The 26,279-nt window shown below is 57.8% G+C and carries 32 protein-coding genes and 1 pseudogene; 18 read left to right on the top strand and 15 right to left on the bottom strand.

What is annotated here, in order from left to right:
• Positions 1-66: 66 nt before the first annotated feature.
• Complete coding sequence (locus ACSBPU_RS01715) at positions 67-771, top strand: GntR family transcriptional regulator (RefSeq protein ID WP_442595020.1); 705 nt, start codon at positions 67-69, stop codon at positions 769-771.
• A gap of 68 nt (positions 772-839) precedes the next feature.
• Positions 840-2,393, top strand: a complete 1,554-nt coding sequence (locus ACSBPU_RS01710) for a class I adenylate-forming enzyme family protein (protein WP_442595018.1) — start codon at positions 840-842, stop codon at positions 2,391-2,393.
• 100 nt (positions 2,394-2,493) lie between these two features.
• Here the strand turns inward: ACSBPU_RS01710 and ACSBPU_RS01705 are convergent, their stop codons facing one another.
• Together ACSBPU_RS01705 and ACSBPU_RS01700 are read right to left on the bottom strand one after the other, a co-directional pair.
• Positions 2,494-2,823 (bottom strand): type II toxin-antitoxin system RelE/ParE family toxin, encoded by a 330-nt coding sequence (locus tag ACSBPU_RS01705; protein WP_442595016.1) that lies wholly within the window; start codon positions 2,821-2,823, stop codon positions 2,494-2,496.
• Complete coding sequence (locus tag ACSBPU_RS01700; protein WP_442595014.1) at positions 2,820-3,059, bottom strand: type II toxin-antitoxin system ParD family antitoxin; 240 nt, start codon at positions 3,057-3,059, stop codon at positions 2,820-2,822. Before ACSBPU_RS01700 ends, ACSBPU_RS01705 begins: the two co-directional genes overlap by 4 nt.
• Before the next feature lie 195 nt (positions 3,060-3,254).
• On the opposite strand from ACSBPU_RS01700, the gene ACSBPU_RS01695 reads away from it, so the two are divergent.
• Positions 3,255-3,962 carry a UPF0149 family protein gene (locus ACSBPU_RS01695; RefSeq protein WP_442595012.1) on the top strand — a complete coding sequence of 236 codons (708 nt, stop codon included), beginning with the start codon at positions 3,255-3,257 and terminating at the stop codon, positions 3,960-3,962.
• Positions 3,963-4,074: 112 nt separating this feature from the next.
• On the opposite strand, the gene ACSBPU_RS01690 is transcribed toward ACSBPU_RS01695, so the two are convergent.
• The 8 genes from ACSBPU_RS01690 to ACSBPU_RS01655 all read right to left on the bottom strand — a co-directional run bounded on the left by ACSBPU_RS01690 (position 4,075) and on the right by ACSBPU_RS01655 (position 9,419).
• Entirely contained in the window at positions 4,075-4,395 is a 321-nt protein-coding gene (locus tag ACSBPU_RS01690; RefSeq protein WP_442595010.1) for a helix-turn-helix domain-containing protein, read from the bottom strand.
• Positions 4,392-4,751: a type II toxin-antitoxin system RelE/ParE family toxin gene (locus tag ACSBPU_RS01685; protein WP_442595008.1), complete on the bottom strand. Its 360-nt coding sequence runs from the start codon at positions 4,749-4,751 to the stop codon at positions 4,392-4,394. Before ACSBPU_RS01685 ends, ACSBPU_RS01690 begins: the two co-directional genes overlap by 4 nt.
• 231 nt (positions 4,752-4,982) lie before the next feature.
• Positions 4,983-5,417 (bottom strand): hypothetical protein, encoded by a 435-nt coding sequence (locus tag ACSBPU_RS01680; RefSeq protein WP_442595006.1) that lies wholly within the window; start codon positions 5,415-5,417, stop codon positions 4,983-4,985.
• A gap of 57 nt (positions 5,418-5,474) precedes the next feature.
• The gene (locus ACSBPU_RS01675) at positions 5,475-5,969 is read right to left on the bottom strand and encodes a hypothetical protein (RefSeq protein WP_442595004.1); all 495 of its coding nucleotides are present in this window, start codon (positions 5,967-5,969) and stop codon (positions 5,475-5,477) included.
• 141 nt (positions 5,970-6,110) lie between these two features.
• Positions 6,111-6,737, bottom strand: a complete 627-nt coding sequence (locus tag ACSBPU_RS01670; protein WP_442595002.1) for an amidase family protein — start codon at positions 6,735-6,737, stop codon at positions 6,111-6,113.
• Positions 6,738-6,838: 101 nt separating this feature from the next.
• Positions 6,839-6,973: a DUF433 domain-containing protein gene (locus ACSBPU_RS01665; RefSeq protein ID WP_442595000.1), complete on the bottom strand. Its 135-nt coding sequence runs from the start codon at positions 6,971-6,973 to the stop codon at positions 6,839-6,841.
• Between the two features lie 267 nt (positions 6,974-7,240).
• Positions 7,241-8,155, bottom strand: coding sequence for a LysR family transcriptional regulator (locus ACSBPU_RS01660; protein ID WP_442594998.1), 915 nt, complete (start codon positions 8,153-8,155; stop codon positions 7,241-7,243).
• Positions 8,156-8,168: 13 nt separating this feature from the next.
• Positions 8,169-9,419 (bottom strand): hypothetical protein, encoded by a 1,251-nt coding sequence (locus tag ACSBPU_RS01655; RefSeq protein WP_442594996.1) that lies wholly within the window; start codon positions 9,417-9,419, stop codon positions 8,169-8,171.
• A gap of 174 nt (positions 9,420-9,593) precedes the next feature.
• Here ACSBPU_RS01655 and ACSBPU_RS01650 point away from each other — a divergent pair, with 174 nt between their 5' ends.
• The 5 genes and pseudogenes from ACSBPU_RS01650 to ACSBPU_RS01630 all read left to right on the top strand — a co-directional run bounded on the left by ACSBPU_RS01650 (position 9,594) and on the right by ACSBPU_RS01630 (position 14,334).
• Positions 9,594-10,724, top strand: coding sequence for a M20/M25/M40 family metallo-hydrolase (locus ACSBPU_RS01650; RefSeq protein ID WP_442594994.1), 1,131 nt, complete (start codon positions 9,594-9,596; stop codon positions 10,722-10,724).
• A gap of 11 nt (positions 10,725-10,735) precedes the next feature.
• Positions 10,736-11,743 (top strand): Bug family tripartite tricarboxylate transporter substrate binding protein, encoded by a 1,008-nt coding sequence (locus ACSBPU_RS01645; RefSeq protein WP_442594992.1) that lies wholly within the window; start codon positions 10,736-10,738, stop codon positions 11,741-11,743.
• 184 nt (positions 11,744-11,927) lie between these two features.
• Positions 11,928-13,469, top strand: a complete 1,542-nt coding sequence (locus ACSBPU_RS01640; RefSeq protein WP_442594990.1) for a M10 family metallopeptidase C-terminal domain-containing protein — start codon at positions 11,928-11,930, stop codon at positions 13,467-13,469.
• A gap of 93 nt (positions 13,470-13,562) precedes the next feature.
• Positions 13,563-13,769 (top strand): annotated as a pseudogene (locus ACSBPU_RS01635) (PIN domain-containing protein); the annotation flags it as partial.
• A 274-nt stretch (positions 13,770-14,043) separates the two neighbouring features.
• Positions 14,044-14,334 carry a helix-turn-helix domain-containing protein gene (locus tag ACSBPU_RS01630; protein ID WP_442594988.1) on the top strand — a complete coding sequence of 97 codons (291 nt, stop codon included), beginning with the start codon at positions 14,044-14,046 and terminating at the stop codon, positions 14,332-14,334.
• A 206-nt stretch (positions 14,335-14,540) separates the two neighbouring features.
• On the opposite strand, the gene ACSBPU_RS01625 is transcribed toward ACSBPU_RS01630, so the two are convergent.
• The 3 genes from ACSBPU_RS01625 to ACSBPU_RS01615 all read right to left on the bottom strand — a co-directional run bounded on the left by ACSBPU_RS01625 (position 14,541) and on the right by ACSBPU_RS01615 (position 17,858).
• The gene (locus tag ACSBPU_RS01625; RefSeq protein ID WP_442594986.1) at positions 14,541-15,863 is read right to left on the bottom strand and encodes an amidase; all 1,323 of its coding nucleotides are present in this window, start codon (positions 15,861-15,863) and stop codon (positions 14,541-14,543) included.
• A gap of 88 nt (positions 15,864-15,951) precedes the next feature.
• Complete coding sequence (locus tag ACSBPU_RS01620; RefSeq protein ID WP_442594984.1) at positions 15,952-16,845, bottom strand: polysaccharide deacetylase; 894 nt, start codon at positions 16,843-16,845, stop codon at positions 15,952-15,954.
• Positions 16,846-16,880: 35 nt separating this feature from the next.
• Positions 16,881-17,858, bottom strand: a complete 978-nt coding sequence (locus tag ACSBPU_RS01615) for a Bug family tripartite tricarboxylate transporter substrate binding protein (RefSeq protein WP_442594982.1) — start codon at positions 17,856-17,858, stop codon at positions 16,881-16,883.
• A 178-nt stretch (positions 17,859-18,036) separates the two neighbouring features.
• Here ACSBPU_RS01615 and ACSBPU_RS01610 point away from each other — a divergent pair, with 178 nt between their 5' ends.
• The 7 genes from ACSBPU_RS01610 (at position 18,037) to ACSBPU_RS01580 (ending at position 22,024) form a co-directional block, all read left to right on the top strand.
• Positions 18,037-18,954 carry a LysR substrate-binding domain-containing protein gene (locus ACSBPU_RS01610; protein ID WP_442594980.1) on the top strand — a complete coding sequence of 306 codons (918 nt, stop codon included), beginning with the start codon at positions 18,037-18,039 and terminating at the stop codon, positions 18,952-18,954.
• Positions 18,955-19,115: 161 nt separating this feature from the next.
• Positions 19,116-19,370 carry a type II toxin-antitoxin system Phd/YefM family antitoxin gene (locus tag ACSBPU_RS01605; RefSeq protein WP_442594978.1) on the top strand — a complete coding sequence of 85 codons (255 nt, stop codon included), beginning with the start codon at positions 19,116-19,118 and terminating at the stop codon, positions 19,368-19,370.
• Entirely contained in the window at positions 19,367-19,795 is a 429-nt protein-coding gene (locus ACSBPU_RS01600) for a type II toxin-antitoxin system VapC family toxin (protein ID WP_442594976.1), read from the top strand. The genes ACSBPU_RS01605 and ACSBPU_RS01600 overlap by 4 nt, the downstream gene beginning before the upstream one ends.
• Before the next feature lie 113 nt (positions 19,796-19,908).
• Positions 19,909-20,142 (top strand): TA system antitoxin ParD family protein, encoded by a 234-nt coding sequence (locus ACSBPU_RS01595; RefSeq protein WP_442594974.1) that lies wholly within the window; start codon positions 19,909-19,911, stop codon positions 20,140-20,142.
• Positions 20,139-20,417, top strand: a complete 279-nt coding sequence (locus ACSBPU_RS01590) for a type II toxin-antitoxin system RelE/ParE family toxin (protein WP_442594972.1) — start codon at positions 20,139-20,141, stop codon at positions 20,415-20,417. Before ACSBPU_RS01595 ends, ACSBPU_RS01590 begins: the two co-directional genes overlap by 4 nt.
• Before the next feature lie 187 nt (positions 20,418-20,604).
• Positions 20,605-21,177: a hypothetical protein gene (locus ACSBPU_RS01585; RefSeq protein ID WP_442594970.1), complete on the top strand. Its 573-nt coding sequence runs from the start codon at positions 20,605-20,607 to the stop codon at positions 21,175-21,177.
• Complete coding sequence (locus tag ACSBPU_RS01580; protein ID WP_442594968.1) at positions 21,131-22,024, top strand: Fic family protein; 894 nt, start codon at positions 21,131-21,133, stop codon at positions 22,022-22,024. The genes ACSBPU_RS01585 and ACSBPU_RS01580 overlap by 47 nt, the downstream gene beginning before the upstream one ends.
• Positions 22,025-22,277: 253 nt before the next feature.
• Here the strand turns inward: ACSBPU_RS01580 and ACSBPU_RS01575 are convergent, their stop codons facing one another.
• Both ACSBPU_RS01575 and ACSBPU_RS01570 read right to left on the bottom strand, forming a co-directional pair.
• The gene (locus ACSBPU_RS01575; RefSeq protein WP_442594966.1) at positions 22,278-22,607 is read right to left on the bottom strand and encodes a helix-turn-helix domain-containing protein; all 330 of its coding nucleotides are present in this window, start codon (positions 22,605-22,607) and stop codon (positions 22,278-22,280) included.
• Between the two features lie 242 nt (positions 22,608-22,849).
• A complete protein-coding gene (locus tag ACSBPU_RS01570) occupies positions 22,850-23,077 on the bottom strand; it encodes a hypothetical protein (RefSeq protein ID WP_442594964.1) in 228 nt (75 codons plus the stop codon).
• Between the two features lie 302 nt (positions 23,078-23,379).
• Here ACSBPU_RS01570 and ACSBPU_RS01565 point away from each other — a divergent pair, with 302 nt between their 5' ends.
• Genes ACSBPU_RS01565 through ACSBPU_RS01555 form a run of 3 tightly spaced genes read left to right on the top strand, consistent with a single transcriptional unit; the run spans position 23,380 to position 26,279 of the window.
• On the top strand, positions 23,380-25,197 hold the full coding sequence (locus ACSBPU_RS01565) for a hypothetical protein (RefSeq protein ID WP_442594962.1): 1,818 nt from the start codon (positions 23,380-23,382) through the stop codon (positions 25,195-25,197).
• Positions 25,198-25,884 (top strand): glycosyltransferase family 2 protein, encoded by a 687-nt coding sequence (locus ACSBPU_RS01560; protein WP_442594960.1) that lies wholly within the window; start codon positions 25,198-25,200, stop codon positions 25,882-25,884.
• On the top strand, positions 25,881-26,279 hold the full coding sequence (locus ACSBPU_RS01555) for a DUF2304 family protein (RefSeq protein ID WP_442594958.1): 399 nt from the start codon (positions 25,881-25,883) through the stop codon (positions 26,277-26,279). The genes ACSBPU_RS01560 and ACSBPU_RS01555 overlap by 4 nt, the downstream gene beginning before the upstream one ends.

Below are 26,279 nucleotides of genomic sequence, written 5' to 3'. Positions count from 1 at the left end.
AACTCGCTGTCAATAAATCAGTACACTTGTCGACTGCAAGAACGAACAGCATGGAAAACGGTCAGCATGGGTAACCAAACCACGAAAGCAATCGAGGTCTCGCGCGGAGAAGTTGTCGACTTCGCCATCGAATACATACGCAGCGGAATTACAGAAGGAAGATTCGCTCCAGGACAGCGATTGATCACCGCGGAGATCATGGAAGACATCGGCGTAAGCAGAGGCTCATTGCGAGAAGCATTCAGCCGACTTGCAGCGGAAGGCCTGCTCGACTTGATTCCCAACCGCGGCGCTCTGGTCAGGCGGCTGAGTCGCGGTGAGCTGGTAAACCTGTTCCGGATCCGCGAAGTACTGGAGGGGCTCGCTGCCCGTCAAGCGGCTGAAGCCATCAACGAAGGTGACAACCTGCAGATCTTTTCTTCGGTATGGAAGCAGATGAGCACGGCGGGCAAGCCGCTCGGTCCGGTGGAATTCAGTGAACAGAACAGCCTGTTCCATTCGACCCTGGTTTCAATCGCCGGGAACAGGCAGCTTGCCGATCTGCTCAGCAAGCTGCAGATCCGTGTGTTGATGTTCCAGCTTGGCCGCGCCCTCAACCCCGAAGACATTGCCCATTCCGTTCGAGAACACGAACCCATTGCCCGCGCTGTGCTCACAGGAAACCCCGACGCCGCCGACACGGCCATGCGTGAGCACCTGCGAGGGTCGTGCGAACGGATTCTGCAGATGTCAGGGCCGCTTCTGAAGCCCGAACGACCCAATAGAAAATAATCCCGCGAATGTTGCCTGCGCAGGCTCAGCAGGCGGGCGATCTAAAAAGCATAAAGAAGGAGACTTGAATGATCATCGGTGAGATTTTCGAGAGGAATGCGTCGCTCTACCGCAATGAGCCGGCCCTCTTCTTCGAGGGCCGTGTCTGCAGCCATGGCCAGTTGCTCGAGCGGGCGTATCGCCTCGCGAACTCACTGGTCCGCATCGGGTTGGAGAAGCAGGACCGGGTCATGATTCTGGCGCAAAACTGCCCCGAGATCATTGAGTTGAATGCCGCGTCCAGCCTGGCCGGATTCATTGCCGTGACACTCGGCTTCCGGCTTACTCTCCCCGAGCAGCTGTATATCGTCAAGGACTCGTTACCACGCGTGTTGATCTACCAACAGCAATTCGAGGAACGGGTCTTCGAAATCTGCAATGCACTTGACGCCCCCCCACAACTGATCTGCATAGGCGATTCGCCAAAACAGGAGATCGACTCTTACCAGAAGGTGCTGGCCCAGGGCGACTGCAGCCGGCCGACACTCCGGGCGACCGAGAACGACGTACTGTTTCTTGTGTATACCAGCGGCACCACCGGAAACCCCAAAGGGGTCATGCAGAGCCACCTGGCACAGATCGAACAGGCTCGCATCGCATCGGCCGCGTGCGGCGCAAAGCCTTCGGACTGCTTCCTGGCCGTGATGCCGTTCTCTCACGCCGGCGTGAACAATATCTACATGGCTTATGCCTGGTCAGGGGCCGCCGTCGACTTGCACAGCCGCTTCGACGTGGACGCCGTCTATGCGAGTTTCGCCCGCGGCGTGGTCACTGCGGCCTTGCTCGCGCCTGTCATGATCCAGATGCTGCTGGAAGCCCCTGACGAACTCAAGGCGAAACCTCACCGCTTGAACACCATCGTCTACTCCTCTGCGCCAATGCCCGTCCCCTTGCTCAAGCGAGCCATTGCGCAATTTGGGCCGATTTTCAACCAGGCCTACGGCATGACCGAATGCATGGTGGGAACCTTCATGCATGCTTACCAGCACAAGCCAACCGGCACGCCTCAAGATCTGAAGCGCCTGGCATCCGCGGGTCAGCCCTACTACAACTGTGAGCTTGTCATACGACGCCCAGACGGTTCGCGTTGCAAGGCAGGCGAGGTCGGCGAAATCACATTGAAGAGCCCTGCCGCCATGCATGGCTACTGGAACAACACCAGAGCCACACTCGACGTCTTGAAGGAAGGCTGGTACTACACCGGCGACATGGGCTATGTGGACGAAGAAAATTACCTGTTCGTCGTGGATCGCAAGAAGGACATGATTATTTCCGGCGGGGAAAACATCTATTCCCGGGAGGTGGAAGAGGCATTGCTGAGCCATGAGGCGGTATACGAAGCCGCCGTCGTCGGCGTGCCTGATGAAAAATGGGGCGAATCGGTGCTTGCTTACGTAGTGTGTCGTGGAGCGATACCCACACCGGAAGAATTGATCAACCACTGCCGCAGTCAGGTGGCCAGCTACAAGAAACCAAAGCATATCGTGTTTCTTGAAGCGCTACCCCGCATCGCGAGCACCAACAAGATCGACAAGAAGCGCTTGCGAGAAGCCCACTGGCGGGATCACGGCAAAATGGTGTGAGGCACGTAAGGGGTCAGACCCCGTACGGGGTCTGACCCCAAGGTGCCGGTGACGAACTCTGCGGGCGGCGCCGCCACGCTGATTGGTAGCGCAGTGGCGCCTACGCTTGGTCGCTTTCTTGCATCCAGCGTGGAATATCCTGACTTCCATGCAGAACACGCCAGACATCGATGTGATCGTCATGCTCGACATAAAAAATCAGATAGGGATGGCGTCTTAACTGCCAGAATCGTAGCCCTGGCAGGTCGAGCTCGTGGGCGTAGCGTGTTGAACCCGTCGCGGGGTGACGCGCTACGTGCACGGGCGCTTGCTGGAGTTTGTCGATAAAAGCCAGCGCAGACGCAGGCGTTCCTTGAGACACAAGATGTACCAAGGCTGCGTCGATATCCTGGCGAGCGCGGTCACGTAGAACGACCGGCTTTGTTGTCACCGACCGCTGCTTTGGCGCACCTTGGCACGCAAGCCATCGATGTATTGCGCATCGACCAAGACGCTTGGCGCTGACGACGCACCGTCAAGCAGCAAATCGCGTAAACGCTGCCGATCTTGATCATTGCGGATCAGTTCACGTACGTATTCGCTGCTGGTGCCATAGTCGTGCCGGCTGACCTGCTGGTCAACGAACGCTTTCAGGCCTTCGGGCAAAGAGATATTCATCGTACTCATATTCTAAGTATATCGACTTTGCCAAATTTTGCCAAAATAACTTATCAACGAGTGAGTTCCCGGGGCACATTAGCGTAAGGGGTCAGACCCCGTACGGGGTCTGACCCCAGAGCTGATTATGTCGCGGCGGCCGTGCTCGGTTCATAGTACTTTTAACGAGCGATAATGCTATCTTTTCCTGACCGGTCTGCCGTGATGTCTGATACGATTTATGGACTTTCTGAAGACGAGCTGAACGAACTCGACATATTCTTGCTTTACGAGCTCGAGTCGGACGAAGGGATGACGATCGACATCCTGGATGGCTTCTTACATGCGATCGCCATCGGGCCTGTCTCGGTCCCTCCCACTCGATGGCTGCCCAAGGTCTGGGGCACGGAGACCGCTGCGCCGCCTGCAGACTCCATCGAGCGGCTCAACCACATCACGAGTCTGGTCATACGCCGTTTCAACGGAATCATCGCCGGCTTCGAATGCGAGCCGCCGGAGATGGCCCCCATCTGGATGATGACGAAGTATCGCGGCAGGGAGTACATCGATGCAGAAGCCTGGGCGTACGGCTTCACCGAAGGCATGGAGCTCTGCCTGCATGACTGGAAGCCGATGCTCGCCACCGTCGAGGGGCAAGCCTGGTTTCGCCCGATTGGCCTATTGGCCAACGCTGATTTCTCACCAGATCAGGACGAACTGACCAAGACACCGGCTCGCCGGGCAAAGATCGCCAAGGACATTCCCCAAGCCGTGATGGCGATGCATAACTACTGGTTGCCCCTCCGCTTCGCAGCCTATGAGCAACAGCTTGCACGCGCAATGCTGCCAAAGGTCGGGCGCAATGACTCTTGCCCTTGCGGGTCGGGGAAAAAGTTCAAGAAATGTTGCGGTGCCCCCGCCGATCTGCATTGATGCCGACGCAGTCAGTGCAGTATCGCGGGAAGGGTCTGACCCGGTACGAGGTCTGACCCCACGCTCAAAGGCTCTTGTTAATGCCTGTTCGCTATTGAGGGGCTGGTCGTACTCAGGCGAATACGACTTCGGTGTGTCCCTGAGGGTGGCTACGGCGTGCCTTACGCACGACGATTTCGACATCCCTGCCCAGAAGATTCAAGCACTCAATCATCTTCGCCTCACTGATGCCACGAAACTGCCCCCGCAGCAAACCAGAGAGCTTCGGTTGCGGAATGCCCAGAATTTCGGCCGCTTGCTGTTGCGTCAGATGGCGGTGGCGAATAATGTCGCCGATCTTGCTGGCCAGGCGAGCCTTTACATACATGGCTCCCGCATCGGGAGTTTGCAGATCCTCATATACGTTGCCAGAACTTTCTTCAATATCGATCATGGGTGATCTCCTAGACTGGCTTCAAAAGCTTTTAAACGCGATTTAATCAAATCCACATCCGGCTTTGAAGTAGCAATACCTTGGGTAGATTTTTTTTGGAAGCAATGCACCACGTAGACTGCATGGGCGTAACGCACGGTGTACACAGCGCGATAGGTGTCGCCGTGGAAATCTTCAACCACTTCCAAAACTCCCGCACCACCGAAGCCTTTCAGCGGCTTGGCATCAGGATGTTTTTGTCCAGCTTGTGCTAAGTGCAACGCATATCCAAAGGTGTCTTGTACATCTTCAGGCATGGCCATCAAGTCTTTCTTGCTTGAGGCGACCCAACGTAGTGGTCTCGTCGTGGCAGGCATTGCTGAATTATATCTATTTGGGTATAACTCAGCAAGTAAACACACAGACAAAATGAGCCTTGCACGGCAGAGCTCGGAGGGGAATCAAGGTTTGAAATTACATGAGAAATCCGGTGACATCGACTGCCGCGCTGGATGTGCCCGCTTGCGTGCTTCGGTCAGACGCAGTTAGTTCAGTATCGCGTAAGGGGTCAGACCCCGTACGGGGTCTGACCCCATGCATTGCCGCTGTCATCCGCTGACGTCACCGGCTCCAAAACAGGTTGGGCACAGCTTATAGCCGGACCCATTGCAGCTGCTGCAAACCCGACTGTAATGGGGGTCGTGGCCTATATGGTCGCAATACACGCGCCGCCCGCCGCCACACTCAGGGCAAGTCTTGCGTCTTGGCAGGTCGATCGTGCCCCTATGCCCGCCGGCGCTAGGGCGCGGGACGCCGCTTTTTCCTGCGTCATCGTCGGCCCAGTTCATGAGCGCCCTGGCCACAAAGAAAATGAGCACTGACGCAGCCAGGCGCCACTCGATGGGGCCGGTATGAAAGAACACGGCGTAGGCAATGCCCGCGATGGCGGCAATCAACACGGAAAAGATAAAGACGAACCGCCACAGCAATATCAGGACAACGAGCCCAATCAGGTAATGCCACCAGGTCACTTCACCATCCATATCGTGCTCCCGCAACAACGATTCAGACCGCGGCCCTGCCGTGGTCAGCCTGGGGGCTCATCTGCCTGATGCCCGGCAATGTCTTTTGAGCTCGCTGCGAAAGAGGCCGGAGTTTTCCAGGCTGGCCAAGGGGATGAGGTTTTCGATGGCGTGTCGATAACATCGCCTGAGCGCATCGGGGTCTCCCCCGGCTTTTTTTATCTGTTGGTCGAACATAGGCGTTGCCGACAACGACGCCAGATAGCGTTGCGCCGTCAACGGCCTGTCTATGCATTCCGTAATGGAGAAGTTCTTTTGAGCGATGCTTTTCGGCGTGAGGCGCCCCGATTTCAGTTCCTGCTGTGCTCGGCCGGCCACGCAGTCGCATCGATATTGCGGATAGGACGCGGAAGTGCGCCGATTCTCGCAGAACTTGCGGTTGGCGCTGATGACTTTTTCAGGAGGATAGTTGGGATCCGCCTGGCTCGCGCCGGCGTTCGGCGCGGCGGCCGCAGAGAGCTGGATGCCCGCCATGACAAACCCCAACAAGCACAACAAAGAATTGATTCGCATGGGTGCCCCCCGCGATAACAGGTGTTGATCGATGGCTGATTATGTCGTGGCGACCGTGCCCAGTCCATAGTGCTTTTAGCGGGAGGGGTCAGACCCCGTACGGGGTCTGACCCCATGCTCCAAAGGAGGCTAACCGGCGTCCTATGTTCGCTCGCCGGTAAGAAAGGACCCTACTTGATACAGCGTAGCTTCGTCGTGATACCGGCCAACGAGCTGCAGGCCAATGGGCATTCCTTGGCCATCTTTACCAAACGGAACGGAAAGGCTCGGATGTCCAGAGAAATTGGTGGGTGCCGTCAGACGCGTAAGCAGCCACCGCGTGGATACCGTTTCTCCGTTCAGGACTGTTTCGCGTTCCTGTAACGTAGGCGCGGTGATGCCGCAGGTGGGCGTCAGGATGATGTCCACTTTCTGTAGGGCTGCATCAAAATGCGCTTTTGCATTTGGTCGGTAGGCGAGCGCCTGTCGATAGGACTCATGCGTCACTTCTCTGCCGGCCATTAAGCGCTCTCGAACCTCCGACTCGTATGGCTTACCGGCAGCCAGGCGATCTGCGTGCAGGGCGTAGGCTTCGAAGCGAAGCACGCGCTGCTGGGCCTCGTAGATTTGATCGATATGGGCAATAGAAACCGGGCACACCCGTACTCCGCTTTCCTTTAACGTTTCGACTGCTCGTTCCACGGCCTTGGTTACGGACTCAGACCAGTGCGTATTGAAGAATGAACCAGGCAACCCGACTGCTAGGCCGTCCAAAGGCTTACCGATCAAGCCGCTGTAAACGCTCCTGTGAGTACCGGTAATGCCTATTATTTATTGCATCGCAGCGATAGCGTCCGAGCTCGAGAAGCCCGGCTGCTGTGTGACTGGATTCACGACTTGATGAATTCGGGGGACATGAACGGGTAGTCTTGCTTCAACGCATCAAGCGTATCATCCTGATGAAGAAACCCCAGCACCATACCTATTGATACACGAGAGCCTTTAAACACGGCAGCCTCGTGCATGATGTCAGATGTGCTTTCAACGGCGTCGTTGCCTTGCTGAAGAATGTTGATTCCGAGAAGAATCAGTTTGCCAATTGGGCTGAGCTCAAAGCCGCCTTCAATGCAGTGAACAAGGTCGGCGAGCCCGCGAGTCGCAGGAGAGCACGTGTTTTATATGGTGTAATGGTTTGCGGCGTTTGTGCGGGGGTCAGACCCCGTACGGGGTCTGACCCCTTGGCATTCTTTAGGGGTCAGACCCCGCATGGGGTCCGACCCCCAACCCCCGAGTCAATCCCGCCCGGTATCTTCCAGAGCCCGGATTTGCTGCTTCAAGTGCTTCAGGAATTCGGTTGCCGCCAGCGAGGAATGCCTGCCGCGCCTGACGACGATGGCGGCGGTCGTCGACTGGAACATGGCATGTGTCAACGGGAGGGCATTCAGCTTCTTTTCCTTCACTTCCTGGGCGACGGAAAAATAGGGGAAAAGAGACACCCCCCGACGGTTGACGATGAACGATGTGAGGACTTCGTAGGAATTGCTTTCCATTGCCGGACGGAGCCGCAGGCCCTCGGCCATTTCCACCTGGCTCACCAGTCGGCGAATTCCGTGATTGAATCGCGGCAAGGCCAACGGCAGCTTTGCCAAGTCCTCCAAGGACACGCCTTCGTTCAGTTTCCTGCATGTTGCGTGCGGCGACATGACCGCCAGCAGAGGCGCCTTGAAGGAACCGATGACCTCAATGGCGGGATGGGACGGAGGATTGAAAGTCAGGCCGATGTCGGCCTGGTCCTCGATGATGCTGCGCATGACCTCGTCGCCGGGCGCGACGATGACCGTATACGTGACGCCGGGATGCAACTCATAGAACTCGGGCAGAATCAGATTCGCAAGGCTGGTGGCGAACCCGTTGCCGCATGCAACCCGTACATGGCCCGATTGCAGGTTGCCCAGGTCTGCCAGGTCGCCCTTCAGGGCGTGCTCCTGACGCAGCAGTGAATGGATGTGGCGCAGCAGAATGTCGCCCGCGGCGGTGAGCTCGACGCCATTGGCCTTGCGAATCAAGAGCGGCTGCCCATACTCCGCTTCAAGCAGCATCACCTGGCGGCTGAGCGCAGAAGGCGAAATGTGCACGCGCTCGGCCGCTTTACGTATCGAAAGATCCTCGGAAATCGCCAGGAAATAACGGTAGCTCGAGCTGATCATCCATTTGTCCTTTTCAGTCGGAAGCGAAGCAGTAAAGGCATGCTCGCAGCCCTGCCGCGGTCGATCGAACCTTTTGCTCCAGGTCTTCGAGCCTGCCATCCAACAGAAGGCGAAAGCAGGCGGCGATGGACAGGATGTCATCATGCGTTGCGCCCTGCCTGCTGATGACCTGGGTACCGATGCGCAAGCCACCGGCGAAAGGTTGACCGGGTACGCTGGCTGTTCCCACATAAAGTCCCGCTTGGTCCGCTTGCCGGCAAAGCCCGCGGGCCGCTTCCGGGTCGCGAACGGGCACGATGACGTGATGCGAACTGGGTGGAACGTCGGCCCCCCTGGCGCTGCCTATTGCCGCGATTCCTTCGCGCCCAAGCGCAGTGATCAGTTCATGGGCGTTCGCCAGCATATGCCTTGCATACTCGGGCATGAACATTGCCGCCTCTTCCAAGGCGACCGACAGGCCGGCAAGGCGCGAGGCGTCGTAGTTCGATGTCCAGCCGCCGACGATATGCCGACGCAATGCGTCACGATGATGTTCATGCCGGCCCAGCAGTATCCCGCCCGGCGGGCCGGCCAGCGTCTTGTACGTGGAGGCGGTCATGATGTCGAATCCCATTTCCATGGGGTTCTGGAAGCACTTGCCGGCGATCAGCCCCGCAACGTGCGACGCATCATAGACCAGCACGGCGCCGCACTGTTTCGCGGCCGATATCGTGGCTTCAACGGTATAGGGATCCAGCATCACACTGGCGCCCAGCATCACGACCTTGGGCCGCCCCTGGGAAATTATCCTGGCCGACGCCTGATCATCGTAGACACCGTCGCTGAACGCAAGAGGAAGGGTCTTGCGACCCAGCACGCCGATGGTGCCCAGGTCGTGATGGCTTACATGGCCTCCATCCTGTGCGCTGATGGATGCTATAAGGTCCCCCGGGCTGGAAAAGGCGGCGTAGACGGCAGCGTTTGCATAGGTGCAGCTTTGCAGTCTGGGCTCTGCCCACTTGCCGCCAAAAAGCTCAGTTAGCTGCATGCTGACCAGGACTTCCAGCTCGGAGATCTCGGCCGTGCCCGGTTGCTGCTTGTTGTAGGGGTCTCCCATGGCGGGCATCAAGCCCATGTTGTTCATGAGGGCATGTTCGACGGTCGGCGACAGCATGCACGAGCCGGCATAAAGCTGTATGCCGCTGTCCATGCGGTTCTTATGTGCCGCCACAAGTTCCAATGCGCGTTTGGCGCAACTGCCTGTCTGATGATGAATGATTGCCATGGCCGTTTTTTCAAGGTGGGATTGGCAAGGACTGTACTTGAAAAAAGATGATAGAGGTGTTGATAAAAAAAGAACACTCTGTTCGATTTTTACAGTTATACATAATTCAAGAACCGTCTCATAATGAGCCAGCATCAAGGTATACGGCTATTTCCGAGAAAAAAGGCGACACGCATGACAATTCAAAAAACATCGCAAGATGAGCAATGTAGAACACTAGAGCTCTTGCGCGAGTTCATTTCCATCGACTCCCAAAGCCACAAGTGCAGCCAGCCCATATTCGATTCGGCGGCAAGCGCGCTCGAGGGCTGGAAGCTGGAGTATGTCGATTACCAGGATGCCGCCGGAACCGCAAAGCGCAACATGGTGGCCCGCCATCCTGCAAGCCGGTCGCGCATCGCCTTTGCAGGCCATCTAGATACCGTGTCGTCCACCGGCTGGGTCAGGGATCCGTTCACGGCCACCATCGAGGGCGACCGGCTTTATGGCCTGGGCGCTTCAGACATGAAGGGGCCCATCGCTTCCTTCATCGTGGCATCCAACGCCCTGCCCGAAGCCGACCGCCCCATGCTCGTGCTGACCTCTGATGAAGAGGCCGGCAAGCAAGGAGTCCGCGAGGTGGTGGCAAACAGCCAGACGCTGAAGGAATTCACGCCGGCGTGCTTTATTGTGGCCGAGCCCACTGCGCTGGGCATACTACGCGGGCACAGGGTCGATGTCGCGTTCTCGGTACATTCCGAAGGCATACAGGCGCACTCTTCCACAGGACGCGGCGTGAATGCCAACATCGCACTGGTGCCTTTTCTCAATGAAATGCGGGAACTGCACCTGCATCTGCGCACCAATCCCGCATTGTTCGACATGCAATACGATCCGCCGTACTGCGACTTGAACTTCGTCATCGACAACTACGGCGCCTTCCCGAACATGACGGTGGGCCTGGCCACATGCAATATCAAATTTCGCTATTCGAAGTCATTCGACCCTGAAATGGTCATCGCCCGCGTCCGCGACGCGGCGCATCGGCACAACCTGAAAGTCCAGATCCGCCCCGAAGCGCCGCCGCCAGAGCTGCCCGGCGATCACCCCCTGGTCAAGCAGGCAGAAGGAATACTGGGTACTACGGCCCGTGTGGCCGGCCTGGGCACGGAAGCATCGGAGTATTCGAAGATCGCTCCGTGCCTGGTGTTCGGCCCCGGCGACATCGACCATGCGCACAAGCCCACCGAGTACATCGATTTGCCGCAACTGCATCATTCCACCCTTCTCTTCAAAAAACTCGCTTTGCAATTGGGCGAATCGTAAAGGAGCGTCACATGCCATACCCAATCGATTGTCGAAAAAACAAAAAATCGTTCGCGCAGCTTGGCCAGATCCTTATTGCCGCGATGGCGCTATCCGTATCGATCCCGGCGTGGGCAAAGTTTCCGGAGCGTCCCATCGAACTGGTGGCCGGCTCCCCGCCCGGAGGGTCCACCGATTTCGTCGCAAGAGTCATGGCCGAAGGCATGAGCAAAGTGCTTGACCAACCCGTCGTGGTCGTCAACCAGGGTGGCGCGGGCGGCAATATTGCCACGCGGGCTTTGACAAAAGCCAAGAGCGACGGCTATACGCTGATGGTTGGCGGAAATTTCAGCCACGGCATCAACCCGGCCCTTTACAACGACAAGACCTATGACCCGATCAAGGACTTCACCGCCATCGCCCGCATCGCGAATATTCCTTCCGTCATTGCGGCGAACAAACAAACCGGCATCAATACATTGGCGGAGCTGATAGAACGCGCGCGCAAGGACCCTGGCGCGCTGAACTACGCAACCGGTGGAAATGGCACGCCGGCCCACATCTCGGCGGAAACCTTCAAGCGCGCGGCGGGCATCGATATCACGCACGTTCCTTTCCGCGGCGGCTCGCCCGCCGTCGTCGCCGTCATGGGAGGCGACGTCGAACTCATCGTTGGTACGCCTCCTGTTGTCATGCCGCAGGTGGCCAACGGGAAGCTGACTGCGTTGGCGGTCACTTGGCCAGATCGATATAGCGTGATGCCCGACGTTCCGGGGATGGCCGAGCCAGGCCTGCCGAATCTCGGCGTACAAGGCTGGTTCGGAATCTGGGGTCCCGCCGGCATTCCCGAAGACACTCAGCAAACGCTGTTTTCGGCAATCGGCAAAGTGCTGTCGGATCCCGAAACGATCAAGAAGCTTGAAGGCCAGGGTCTTATTGTCGAGGCGGCGCCTTCACTGCAGGCCTTTCGCGACTTCGTCGAAAAAGAAGTGCCGATCTGGAAGCAGTATGTGATTGATTCGGGCGCGTCGGTGAATTGAAGTGAGGGGTGGGGTCAGACCCCATTCGGGGTCTGACCCCTTAAAGTGCAAGGGGTCCGACCCCGACCGCCTATCCAGGACTTGATGATCCCGGAAATGACATATCTTGATACAAAGACCCGATTTCCTTGCTAATATCACGTCCACGGAGGGAATCATCCCAACACGCACTCAGGAGACATCGATGGCTTTGCCTATCTGGACCGATCAACAAGTCTTGAATCAACTGAACAGTGGCCAAATCTGGAAGCAGGCGGTCATCACCTACCGCTTTGCGCAAGATGGCTCGGAACTCAACTTCCAGCAAGGTGAAGCAGTCGGCTTCACGCCTTTGACTGCCGTGCAGCAACAATTCGCGCATATTGCCATGGCCTTGTGGGACGAGCTGATCCCTCAAACGCTTCAGTTCACCAATGGCCCAAAGGCAGACATCGATTTTTCCAACACCACGACATCGATTGAATACGCCCACGCCTACTACCCCCCGCAAGGCAGCGCCTATTTCAATACGAATTCAGACACCTGGACGCCTTACATCGGCGGCAACGGTTTTCTGACCTTTGTCCATGAAATGGGTCATCTACTGGGTTTGGACCATATGGGCGACTACAACGGCGCCGATAACAAGGGCGCGTCGTCCTGGCAGGACAGCACAGTCTGGTCGGTGATGTCTTATTACGGCCCGTCCGAACGCACCGGCCACGGGGATGTGGCCTGGGCCGACTGGATGGGTATGGACGGCGTGCTGTACCGGCCCCAAACGCCGATGATCAACGACATCATGGCCATACAGCATATGTACGGCGCCGCCGAGGCGCGCGGCGGCAACACGATCTATGGCTTTGGCTCCACCGTCACGGGCCTGACCGCCGACGTCTATGATTTCTCGGTCAACCTGAACCCCATCCTGACCATCTACGACAGCGGCGGCATAGATACGCTCAATTTGAGCGGTTGGGGCACCGATAGTCATGTGGACCTGCGTCCTGGGAACTTTTCGTCCGCCAACGGAATGACGAACAACATCGGCATTGCGCGCGGCGTGCTGATCGAGAACGTGATCACCGGCGCAGGGAATGACTCGATCACCGTCAATGCCGCCAACAATGTCATCGATGGCGGTGCGGGCATCGACCGCGTCTTCTTTTCGGGCGACTTCGAAAACTACAAGATCGGCTACGATCTCGGCAGCCGTCAATACACGGTGGCCGACAACGCCGGTACCGACGGCTCGAACGTACTCGTCAACGTCGAACTGGCCGGCTTCAAGGACTACAACGCCAACGTCAACGACGTAACACCCGGCGTACACCGCTTCTTCAATGCGCAGTCAGGCACGCACCTGTTCACGTCCAACAACGACGAGGCCTCGGCTGTCCTGGACATGGGCGGGTTCCAGTACGAGGGCCTGGCGTTCGAACGCCTGCTCAATGTGAACGACAGCATCGCCGTGCACCGCTTCTTCAACAGCGCCAACAACGATCACTTTCTTACAGCCGACGCCAACGAAGCGGCCCACCTGCGGACGCTCGAAGGCGGCTATCAGTACGAAGGCGTTGCCTTCCAAGCCTACGGCAGCCAGACGGGCGCGTTGAAAGCGCTGCACCGTTTCTCCAACAACGAGACAGGGTCGCATTTCTACACGGCCGACGCGGCGGAAGCCGAGGCAATCAAGCTCAGCGGCTACTGGCACGATGAAGGCACCGCCTTCTACGTGGCCGCTTGATCTCCGGCAAGCTCTTCCTTTTGGTCGCTGGGGTCAGACCCCGTATGGGGTCTGACCCCAATGGCACTACCTTAACTATCAGCGGTTGATGCACTACCCGAGTTCTCCGGGCGCACATTGCCTATCGATACCGCTGTAGCGCAGCGCACCGCTCGGCTGCATGCACCAGACAAGCGCGGTGAGCGTGACGCGCTCCTTGCTGCGACGGCACTGGTACACGGCATGGCGGTGGTCACGCGCAACGTGGCCGATTTCAAGCCTACAGGAGTGACCATCAATCCGTGGGAGCCAGCAACGTGACCTCCTACGGAGCTACTTGCGTAACTATCCGCTTCCAGCGGATAGTATGGACATGGTCTTTGTAGAACTCCCGATCTTCGTCCGCTGCGCAGCCGAGCTGTTCGCAGATGACGATATCGCCGGACTGCAGAATATCTTGCCCGCGTGGTCTATTACTACTGGGTTAGCAACCAGCAGTGTTACTTAGTTTATGCCTATGCGAAAAACGTCAGCGCCAATTTGACTTCTGACCAGTTGCGGCGCTTGGCTGAAATGATGCGGGCGGAGATTCGAGATGAATGAAAAACAGTTTGATGAATTGCTCGATAGCGTACGCGACATGGGTCGCCATATGCGAGGCCAAGCTGTGGCCGGCGTCCGCATGCGCGAGTTTCCCGAGCCAGACGTCAAGGCGATCCGTGAGCGCACGGGGCTGTCGCAGAGTCGGTTTGCGTACCTGATTGGCGTTAAGCCCAAGACACTGCAAAACTGGGAGCAGCGCCGGGTTCGTCCGGCTGGGCCCGCCCGTGCCTTACTTAGAATCGTGGAAGCCAACCCTGACGCTTTGGCAGCGCTTCACGCTTGAAAACTTCGTTGGCGTTTTCAACAACTTGACTTGGCTCACACACTGGCCCGCAAGGCCGGCGCCCCACTTTAAATAGATTCCGGCGACTGCTTTTTATTCATTGCTGCGAGTTCGTTCCACGTCTGGGACGGGACGCGCGGGTCACTTGGGGGTCAGACCCCGTACGGGGTCTGACCCCCATGCTCCAAAGGAGGCTGTCTGGAAGCCTATGTTCGCTCGCCTGCAAGAAAAGATCCCACTTGATACAGCAGCGCTTCGTCGTGATACCGGCCAACGAGCTGCAGGCCAATGGGCATTCCTTGGCCATCTTTACCAAACGGAACGGAAAGACTCGGATGTCCAGAGAAATTGGTGGGCGCCGTCAGGCGCGTAAGCAGCCACCGCGTGGATACCGTTTCTCCGTTCAGGACTGTTTCGCGTTCCTGTAACGTAGGCGCGGTGATGCCGCAGGTGGGCGTCAGGATGATGTCCACTTTCTGCAGGGCTGCATCAAAATGCGCTTTTGCATTTGGTCGGTAGGCGAGCGCCTGCTGATAGGACTCATGCGTCACTTCTCTGCCGGCCATTAAGCGCTCGCGAACCTCCGGCTCGTATGGCTTACCGGCAGCCAGGCGATCTGCGTGCAGCGCGTAGGCTTCGAAGCGAAGCACCCGCTGCTGGGCCTCGTAGATCTGATCGATATCAGCAATAGAAACCGGGCGCACCTGTACTCCGCTTTCCTTCAACGTTTCGACTGCTCGTTCCATGGCCTTGGTTACGGACTCAGACCAGTGCGTATTGAAAAATGAATCAGGCAGCCCGACGACTAAGCCGTCCAAGGGTTTACCGATCAAGGCGCTGTATACGTTCGCGGCTTTGCCTGCCATCACCGCAAGCACCCGTGCGTTGTCGTGGCACCCCGCAGTAATTGGCCCCAGGTGATCCAATGTCTTTGAAAGAGGAAAGGCTCCGTCATCAGGAATCAATCCTGCGGTGGGCTTGATTCCGACTACACCGCAAAAAGCGGCCGGCAGACGGATCGATGCTGCGGTGTCAGATCCTACCGCAGCGTGCACCAAGCCGGCGGCGACTGCGGCAGCAGAGCCGCTGCTGGAGCCTCCCGTCATGCGGGTAAGGTCTAGTGGATTAAGGGTTGGACCTGAAGCCGAGCGATCCCCCATCGGCCCGTAGGCGAATTGATGGGTATTCGTCTTGCCGATCAGGATCGCGCCCGCAGCGCGCAGTCGGGCCACGACCCGAGCATCCTGCGGGGCAATGTTTCCGTCATAGCCTTCTGCTCCCATGGTCGTTGCCGCTCCCTGGACATCGATGAGATCCTTGACCCCGATCGCTATGCCGTGCAAAGGCCTTTCTTCCTTGGGCGCGCTCGCAGCAAGCTCGCGCGCCTGCTTGAGCGCTTGGTCCTTTTGCACGCTGATGAATGCGTTAAGATCAGAGGCGCTAATCTTATGCAAAAGGTCCTGAACCGTCTCGACTGGGGATGCACCCTTCTTATATGATTCGATTAGCTGTTCGATAGTAGTTGCCATGGGGACGTCTTCTTGATGCCCTGAGAAAGACAGGCGTCGCAAGGGCTTGCCCGTGCTTCGCCTTTCTTAGTGGAAATGTCGCCGGGTGTTACGGCTGAAGCTGCTGATCGATGGGCAGGCTCTTGTAGTATGCCGCCACATCACGCGGCAACGTCAGCCAAATGTCCTCACGATGCCGCATAATGTGCTCGAACGCGCGGCGAAGCTGCTTGACGCGATAAGGTTGGCCCATAATGAACGAATGCAGCGATACCGTCATGACAAGCGGGCTTGCTTCAGAGCGCTTCAGCATTTCATCAAAGTTATCGATGATCATGTCCGCATACTCTGCGGCTGTGTTATGTCGATACACAACAGCTGGTTGGTCATTCAGCTCGATCGGATATGGCATGGACAAGATGGGCTTTGGCGAAGCATTGACCCAGAAGGGCTGCTCGTCGCAAATGCCCCAATCCAAGACATACTCGTAACCGGCCTCAACCAGTAAATCCGTTGTGTGCTCGCTTGGCGTGAGGTATGGGCTTAACCAGCCGCCGGGGCGAACGCCGTCCTTGTCGGTCATTTGTTCGGTGACCTCGCGGATCATGGCGCGTTCATCTTCGACCCGCATTTCAATTTGTCGTTCGGCGTTGGATCGGCCATGGGCGATAAGCTCGTCGCCGCGAGCACGGTGCGCGTCGATGAGCTCGGGGCAGTGATCGTAATTCGCTGTGTTGGCAATCACCGCCATCGGAATCTGCAGTTCATCGCACAGCTCGATGAGCCTGAACCCGCCGATGCGGTTGCCGTACTCGCGCCACAGCCAGCTTCGCTGGCTCCAGGGCTGCGTTTGACGATCAAGGTCCACGCCACACTGCACGCCGTACGGAAAATGCTCAATATTAGTTGCCACATACAGTGCCAGCCTTTTACCTTCAGGCCAGGTGAACTGGGCGCGAGACGGCAGTGCCGAATATTTGAAACGATTATGGGAGGCAAGCATGCCAATATCTTCCTTGTCTTGGGACTGTTGAAACCTTACATGGGCTCAATGCCGGCCTTCTTGACCGCTTCGGCCCACTTGGACTGCTCAGCGCTCAGATACGCGGCGAATTCCGCGGCAGAATTGCCGACAGGCTCGGCGCCCTGCGCATGAATGACCTCGATGATTTCCGGCTGCTTGACGCTGGCCTGAATCGCGGCCGCCAGCTTATCGACAACGTCCTTGGGCATGCCGGCCGGACCCAACAGCGCATACCAGGCATCGACCTCAAAGTTCGCAATTCCAGCCTCGGCCGCGGTTGGTACGTCTGGCAGCGCACTGGCGCGCTGGGTGCTCGAGACCACCAAAGGCCGCAGGGTGCCGCCTTTAAGGTGGGCCAATGCTGCCGGCAGGTTGGCAAACACCATGTCAATCTGGCCACCCAATAAATCGGTCAATGCATTGGCTTCCCCCCGATATGGAACGTGGGTGAACTTCACGTTGGCAATGCTGGCCAGAAGTTCAGACGCAAGATGCGGTACGGCGCCATTGCCCGGGCTCCCGTATGTCAGTGACGTGGGGTCCTGGCGCGCAGCCTTCAGCACGTCATCAAGCGTCTTATAGGGAGAATTCTTGTTCACCACCAGCACCAGCGGGACGCTGGCCACAACGGTAATCGGTGTGAAATCCTTCCGGGCATCGAAAGGCGGGTTGGCGAACACGTAAGGCGCAACAGCGTGTGTAGAGATTGACCCCATTAGCAATGTATTGCCGTCCGGAGCACTTTTGGCGACTGCATTCGAACCAATCATTCCGCCTGCACCCGTCCGCTGCTCGACCACAAATTGTCCTCCGAGCTTTTCACTGAGCACGCGGGCGCTCAACCGCGCTAAGATGTCATTCGTTCCACCAGCAGCAAATGGGGAGATTAGCCGTACAGGTTCCTTCGGGTATGAATCTGCGCTGGCATGTGCAGCTCCTCCATTAATCAATGCCGCCGTTAAGCCGGCAAAAAGAATATGTTTGAATTTCATTCTAAGCTCCTCCAATGAGATGACGGTTACCCGGTGAATCGCGGGATGATCCCTTTCCAATAAAACGCCGTATGATCATTCTAGGGATCACGGATGAAACAACAACCGATGATTTTTGTCTTGCCATGAGGTTTTCTCATGCCTTCAGGAGGCGCCTGTTTCTAGACCATTACCCCCATTGAATGCGTTGCGCGCTTTCGAAGCGGCGGGCAGAAATCTGAGCTTCTCTCTTGCGGCCGAAGAACTTCACGTCACCCAAGGAGCCATCAGTAGGCAGGTGCGCATCCTCGAATCCTACTTGGGCGAAATGCTGTTTGTACGCGGCCCTCGGGGGGTTAGCCTTACCGAGCAAGGAAAGCGTTATCTGGAATTGACATCCCACGCGTTTGACTCTATTTCGCAGGGCATGTCCCGCCAGCCGGCGTCGCGAAAACAGCTGTCGGTCAGCATCTTGCCCTCCGTGGCCACCCTTTGGCTTCAGGAGCGCCTGAGCGCCTTCGAGTTCGAGCACCCAGACATTCGCTTGACCGTGTCAAGCTCCCAGCGTCCGGTCAATTTTGACCAGGATGGCGTGGACGTGGCATTGCGGGTGGGCATGTTGCCCACCGCTCAGACAGATAAGCCGCCGATGCGCGGCGATCTGGATATGGTGATCAATTGGAATGGCGTGGAGGCAATTCAAGTATGGCAAGAAGAAGCCGCTCCGCTTTGCAGTAAAACCTATTGGCAATCCTTGGGCGGTCTGGGCAGCGTGAAGGATCTGGAACGAGCGACGCTGATTCACAATGAGTCTCGCCCCAATTTGTGGGGGATCTGGCTCGGGGCGCATGGGTACCAGGCCCCGCGCAATGCCAAAACGATAGTCGTGGGGCAACGATATGCTGCGGTGTTGGCCGTTCGGGAAGGACGAGGGATGGCATGCGTGCCAACTAAAGACATCAATATGCTCTCTTGGCGAGACGAGCTGATGTTTCCATTTGGACAGCCTGTCAGCACCGGTAATGCCTATTATTTATTGCATCGCAGCGACAGCGTTCGAGCTCGAGAAGCACGGCTGCTGTGTGACTGGATACAGGACTTGATGAACCAGGTCTGACAGCGCGGATACCATAATCTCCATGACGTTCCTGTCGGGCCGTGGCCGAGAGCTTCTTTAGCAACCTGAAGAACGAGCTGGTGCATCGCCTTGATAAGCCGATTGCCTTTTTGGCCAATATTGTAGTAATGTTACTACGATGATTGTACTGGAGGTGCTCTATGACCATCACGACTCTATCTAGTCGAGAGTTGAACCAGGACGTGACGCGAGCAAAGAAAGCCACCAAGAACGGCCCGGTGTTCATCACGGATCGCGGTAAGCCTGCTCACGTGCTCTTGAGCTTCGAGGATTATCAGCGGTTGACGAAGCAGCGGCGCAATATTGCAGATGCGCTGGCGATGCCGGGTGTTGCGGACATCGAGTTCGAGCCACCGCGCGTGACCATCGGAGTCCGGCCGGCTGATCTCTCATGATGTATGTGCTCGATACCAACGTGCTGTCCGAGCTGCGCAAGGTACGACTTGGCGAAGCCAATGGGAACGTGACTGCATGGACGGACAGCGTCGATGCCGCCGACCTCTTTGTATCGGCCGTCACCATCATGGAGTTGGAGCTCGGCGTTCTGTCGATTGAGCGCAAGGACCCTGTCCAGGGGGCCATGCTGCGCTCGTGGCTGGAGCAGTGCGTACTACCCGAATTCTCCGAACGCACCTTGCCTATCGACACCGCTGTGGCGCAGCGCTGCTCCCGGTTGCATGCGCCAGACAAGCGCGGTGAGCGTGACGCGCTCATTGCTGCGACGGCACTGGTACACGGCATGGCGGTGGTCACGCGCAACATGGCCGATTTCAAGCCCACGGGGGTGACCATCGTCAATCCGTGGGAGCCAGCGCCATGACCTTCGAAGAAAGCGCAAGGGGTCGGACCCCGTACGGGGTCCGACCCCGGTCGTTTGACCACAGCGCAGCGCATGGCTACAATTGTGGTAAATGAGTCTCAGAGGAGAGTACGATGAGCACCGTTTCCGTGCGTATTGATGAGAGCCTGATCAGTGCGGCACGCACTGCCGCCAAAGCCGAGTTCCGTACCGTGCAGGGTCAGGTGGAGTTCTGGGCCAAGGTGGGGCGAGCCGCGCTCGACAACCCGGATCTGCCCGCCTCGTTCATTGCCGAGAGCCTGATGAGCATGGCCGAGCCACGTGAGGACAGCACCGCCTTCGTCCGTCGCTCGTCAGCCAAGGCATGAGTTGGGACGTTCGCCAAACTCGACGCTTTGCCCGCGCCTACAAGAAGCTGCATGACAACGTCGTGACCGAAGTCGATACCGCCGTCCAGGCCGTAGCCCAGGATCCTGACAGCGGCGAGAAAAAGAAAGGCGACCTCTCAGAGCTGTGGGTCTACAAGTTCCGCTGCCTCGGCCAGCTGTACCTGCTGGGCTATACCCGCGATGATGGTGTTCGACTGGTTTACCTTGAAGCCGTCGGCCCCCACGAGAATTTCTACCGCGACCTAAAGCGCTAACCCGGAAGTTTCGTCACGCGGGTAAAAAAGAATAGGCGATTCTTGCCCGCACTGAACTGGAGCGCGCCAGCGCCGCCACCATCCGCTGCGGCGCTGAAAAACCGCTTCCAATCCCGCCGTTGCACATCGCCGCGATGCGCGGCCACGGATTCGGCGCGACGCCTCAACGCAGGAGGGGTCAGACCCCATGCGGGGTCTGACCCCATCGCAAACGAGAGAATCAACACGATTTTCAGACAAAACATGTGAAAATAAACACTGTTTCAGACAAAACAGCCGATTCCAGCGTGCCAATCAAACAAAAATCGACACCTCACTGCCAGAAGTCATCTTTACCGGTGAGGGTGACCTTGCCGCGGACCGCAAGATGCTCCGGTTGGCGAATGCGGGGCAGCTTTTAAAGCTGCATACGGGGGTCTACACCAGCAACCTGGAAAGTCCGCCGGAAACGGTGGTCTTGCGCCATTGGTCCAGCATTGTCAGCCACCTGCTGCCCGACGGGGTGTTGAGTTACCGCAGCGGTCATCACACAAGACCCTTTGAGGGGCGCCTGTATGTCACTCGCGGCAATCGGTCGCGCACCCTTGAGCTACCAGGGCTCATTATCAAGGTGATTCCGGGGGGAGCACCGCTTCAACCAACTGCGGGATACCTGCCGTGCTCTGGCAAGCAAGATTGGGCGAGAGAAGGAGTTCAAGCGCCTGGACGACATCATGGGTGCATTGCAGAGCACCCGCGAAAGCAAAAAGCTGCACAGTAAGCAGGCACTTGCGCGGGCGGCTGGCAGGCCGTACGACCCTGACCGTCTGGTCTTGTTCGATACCTTGTTCAGCCATCTGCGGGCGCAATCCTTGCCTGAGGTGGCGGCAAGCGCACAAACGGGCATCACGCGCGAGAACTTCGCCTTCTTTGAATCGTACTTCTCAAACTACATTGAAGGCACCACATTTCTGGTCAGCGAGGCCGAGGAAATCGTGCTCCAGGGCAAAATCATTCCGAACCGGACTGAAGATTCCCATGACATCCTGGGGACGTTCCAAGCGGCGATGCAAGCGCCCTGGCGTGATCAGCCGCCCCGCACAGCCGATGATTTCCTGCATTGGCTGAAAAGCGTCAACGCGCTGGTGATGCGGTCCCGGTTAGACAAAAACCCGGGGGAATGGAAGAACGAGAACCATCAGGCGGGGGCCACTCTGTTTGTCACGCGTGAACTCGTGCAAGGTACGTTGCGGGAAGGATTTGAACGGATTCAGGCTCTGGAAGACCCCTTGGCGCGTGCATTGATGACCATGTTCGTGGTGTCGGAGGTTCACCCTTTCAAAGACGGAAATGGCAGAACCGCGCGCCTGGCGATGAACTGCATACTGAGCGCCGCGGGCCAGTTACGCATCATTGTGCCGACGGTGTACCGCGAAGATTATTTGTTGCCCTTGAAAAGCCTGTCGAACCATGCTGATGCGACGCCAAATGTCCGGGCCATGGTTCGTATCCACTCCTGGACAGCGTCGTTTGACTACGCCCAACCCCGATCAAAACTGTATCAGACGCTCCAACGGTGCAATGCTTTCGAAGAAGACCTGAAGAACTATAGCCTGGTGTTTCCGTAGGGGGTCAGACCCCGTACGGGGTCTGACCCCTGCCCTTTCTTTAGGGGTCGGACCCCACATGGGGTCCGAGCCCATTCCCCTAAGGCCCGCCAAACACCGGGTGCGGGCCAGATCGTGCTGCGGCACGATGCTGTAGGTGGGATGAACGATGTTGACGAAGTTGGCGATTCCTATCATGCCCACCAGGTCATGAGGCAGATCGCTTTGGGTACGGGTGGTGTTCAAGACAAAATAGCACTGGTACGTTTTCAGTTCAGACCAGTGCTTCTATGCCCTTGCGGTCGAGGATGCTCAGTAGCTTCTGGGAGGGGCCTCCCGGGCGCTTGTTACCGGCTTCCCACTGTCGAACGGCGGACAGGCTGGTGTTCATCAGCGACGCCAGCACAGACTGGCTTAGCTGATAACGGTCGCGCAGCAAGCGTATCTTCTCGGCGTCGAATTCCGTTACGGGCTCCAGGCACAGTGCGTCGTACTTGCGCATTTTGCGCTGGTCGATGAACCCCAGACGATGCAGATCAGTGGCGGCATCGTGGACTGCCTCCATGATGGGGCTGTGTGCTTTAGCTTTTTGAGTCGTGGTCATTACAAATCTCCTGTAGGGAACCATCGGCAACCAACTCGGTCAGTTCCGTTTTACGCATCCACCTAGCGAAGTGGCGTAATTTGTAGACCCTGTTCATATAAAATGGTACCACCTAGTGTATGGGTTAGGGAATACCTACTGCGAATCTCCAGTGTCCTGCCGATTCCGCAAAATGTCGATGACGCCGGAGGACAAATGCAGGACAAAGCCTTTCTTCGCCTTGTCAGCTTCCGCTGGCACACTCAGCGTTGCCCGAGCCTCGTCAAACCAATCCCATCGCATCGCATCGCCAGCACATTGTCACGATGCAGACCCATGGCGCCCATGATGCGCAGAACATCGGGTAGATCAGGGTTCTGTGACTCCTCGGCTGCCGGCAGCAGCGCTTTTAACTGGCCACAGTTCAGGAACTTGCCGACGATGTTGCGCACCGTGGTCAACTGAATAGCGTGGGTCGGGTTCTCTGTCACGTCCGCGCTTTTGGTGCGAATAGCCTCGTTGAAAGTATCAGACGCTCCAACGGTGCAACCTGAAGAACTATAGTCTGGTGTTTCCGTAGAGGGGTCAGACCCCGTACGGGGTCTGACCCCGCCCTTTCTTTTGTGGGTCAGACCCTATGCAGGGTCTGACCCCTACTCTTTCCCGGGGTCGGACCCCGCATGGGGTCCGACCCCAAAACACAACATTTTCTTACGTTACACTTCATGACACTGGAACGTACAGGCGCCGAACGTTTACGATAGGCAAGGACTTCAATTCCCGGGATTTCGTTTTGTTCTATTCATTGCTGTTCTTGTCCTTGGCCGGATGGGGCTGGGCTGGCTCGCGCTTCGTGCGCAATCCTTACTATGGCCCCTTGTGGGGGCAAAGCACGCTGGCCGTTCTGATCTATACCTTTGCACTGGCGGGGGCCCTGCTTCCCGCAACGCTTTTACTGGCATCGGCCGGCGTTCTTTACCTGCTTTACGCGCTGGCGCTGCGGCAAGACTGGCGCAAAGGCGAGTTCTGGCTGATCATGGCCGCATCCGCCATTGCGTTTCTACTTGCGCTATCCAACTCCACAGGAATGCGCTTCTTCGCCTGGGATGAATTCTCGCACTGGGGTTTGCAACTGAAGTATCTGGCGGTCACGCATTCCCTGCAAACCGACAGCCTGGACTTGATGTTCCCCGACTACGTTCCCGGCCTGTCGCTTTACCGGTACATTGGCAGCGCGTTCGGACTGCCGCTCGAGTCCGGCGGGTCGCTGTTGAACTGGTATCTGGTCTACATGTGCCTGATCGCACTGCTGACCGGCACGGCCGACGGAACTCGCGGCACCGCCCGGCTTGCGACGCCGGCCATTTTGATCATGGGCTTCTTCGGCTATTTCCTGTTCTTTCAGGGGCTGACCGCCACGATGTATGTCGACCCGCTGCAAAGCCTACTGCTGCTTGCCTGCTTTGTTGCCGCCCCTCAGGTCTGGCATGGCCGCAATCCATTTCTGTCCATCGCGCCGCTATTGATCACCATCGTGCTGGCCAAGCATGTGGGCATCGTGCTGGCCTGCATGGCCATCGGTCTTTGCTTCGTGTTGTGCTATGCCGAATCCGGGCGTCTGCGGGCGCGCGACGTCAAGCTGGGCGGCGCCCTGCTGGCGGCTTGCGTGCTTTATTTCCTGACCTGGAAGCTGTATGCCATGGCGTATGGCCTGGATCCGGCCTACCGGCTGGATGCCGGCAAGCTGTTTGCGCAAGGCACGGACATCGCGGCATTCTTGATGGACAACATGGCCGGCGTGCTGGGAGGCGCTTTCCCGCATGCGCAGTTCTTCGGCGTTCGCCTGGTGGATTTCGATCCCGGTGTCCGGCACTTGTGGCAAGCCTTGGCGGGCGCCGGTGTATTGGCGCTGGCGATGCTTGCGGCATGCGGCGCCAGGGTCCGCAGAACCTACGGCATGGCGCTGGCGTACCTGGCGCTTTGCCTACTGGCCTATCTGGTTTTCCTGTCCGCAGTGCGCGGCCTTTCCAACTGGCAGGCGGATGTCTGGTCGTTTTCCCGTTATTATTCAACGCTGCTGTTTGCCAGCCTGTTCTTCCTGCTCATCTACGCCGTCCGAAGAGCCGCCGCATGGAAAACCGCATGGGCGCTGGCCGCCGTCACCGTGGCGACATGCACTGTGGTGACTCCGGGCGTCGACGAGCTGTTCCGCCTGACGCCTCGCCAGCCGCCGGCGGTACGCGTTGCGGCCGACAAACTCGCGGATGAGGCCAGCCAAAAAATACCCGCTGGTGCGATGGCCTGGCACATCTATGATGCCGATGACGGAATGCTGTACTTTTTGAATCGCTACACCTTGTATCCGATCCGGCTCATGGGCATTGCCCACAGCTGGCGCTTTTTCTCAGTTGACGCCTTGCGCGAACCCATGTCCGATGCCAACTCCATCCGGGCTTTCGCCGAGACGCTGAAGCTGACCGATTACGTGATTACCGACCATCCCAACCCGGAGTTCTGGGCGCGCTACGGAAGTTTTTTCCCGGATCGCGATCACCATGTATACCGCGTGGTCCATGCCAAGGATGGCGGCGTGCTATTGGAAGGAATGTAAGTGCAAGAGAATTTTGGTCCCGTGTTTATCGTAATCGCCGCCTATAACGAAGCGTCGGCCATTGCCGAGACGGTTGCGGGAGTGAGGCAGGTCATGAAGAATGTGATCGTGGTGGATGACGCGTCAGCCGATGCCACGGCCTCCGAGGCCGCCCGGGCCGGCGCGCATGTCGTGCGCCACCCCATCAATCTGGGACAAGGCGCCGCGTTGCAGACAGGCATCGATTATGCATTGTCGCTGGGGGCGGACTATATCGTGACCTTCGATGCGGACGGCCAGCACGACGCCGCGGAAATCCAGGGCATGTGCGAGGCGCTACACAAAAGCGGAGCCGACATTGTGCTGGGCAGCCGCTTTCTTGGCGGCGTGCGGGGCTTGCCGGCGAGCCGGCGCCTGATGCTGAAGGCAGCGATCCTTTTTACGCGACTGACGAGCGGCGGCAAGTTCACCGACGTGCACAATGGATTTCGGGTGCTGACCCGGCAATTCGCAGAGCGTTTCCACTTTCGCCAGAATCGCATGGCGCATGCGTCCGAGATCCTGAATTTCATTGCGCGCAACAAGGTGCACTTCATCGAACACCCCGTGACCATTCACTATACTGATTATTCCATCAGCAAGGGGCAGCGCAACATCAATTCGCTGCGCATCATCATGGAACTGCTGCTAGGGAAAATTTCGAAATGACGTTCTCCATCCTTCTTACGCTCATACTTCTGTTCATGGGCGTCTACACCATCGTGTTCATGCAGAAGCGCATCGGCAGGCTGCTGCTGGCCTGTTATGCCTTCGGCCTGCTGGTCGTCTGGCAGCCCCAGGTATCCACCTTTATCGCCCAGCGGCTGGGCATAGGCCGCGGCCTGGATCTTTTCCTGATACTGGGAACCGTCATTCTCATCAACGGCATCATCGTGGTGGCCCGGCACATCAGCCTCTTGCATCAGCAGCAGACCGCCCTGGCGCGCAACATCGCCTTGTACCGGGCGCGCAACGAAAACGCCGGCCTGCCAAGCATCGCGGCACCGGGCGACGTCCTCTCGGAAGCCGGCGCATCCATCCAAGAATCCGGGCGTCCGGCCTGA

Origin of the sequence: Parapusillimonas sp. JC17, from assembly GCF_052180245.1 — a bacterium.
Lineage (GTDB): Bacteria > Pseudomonadota > Gammaproteobacteria > Burkholderiales > Burkholderiaceae_B > Parapusillimonas.
This window is presented reverse-complemented; position numbering and strand designations above follow the sequence as displayed.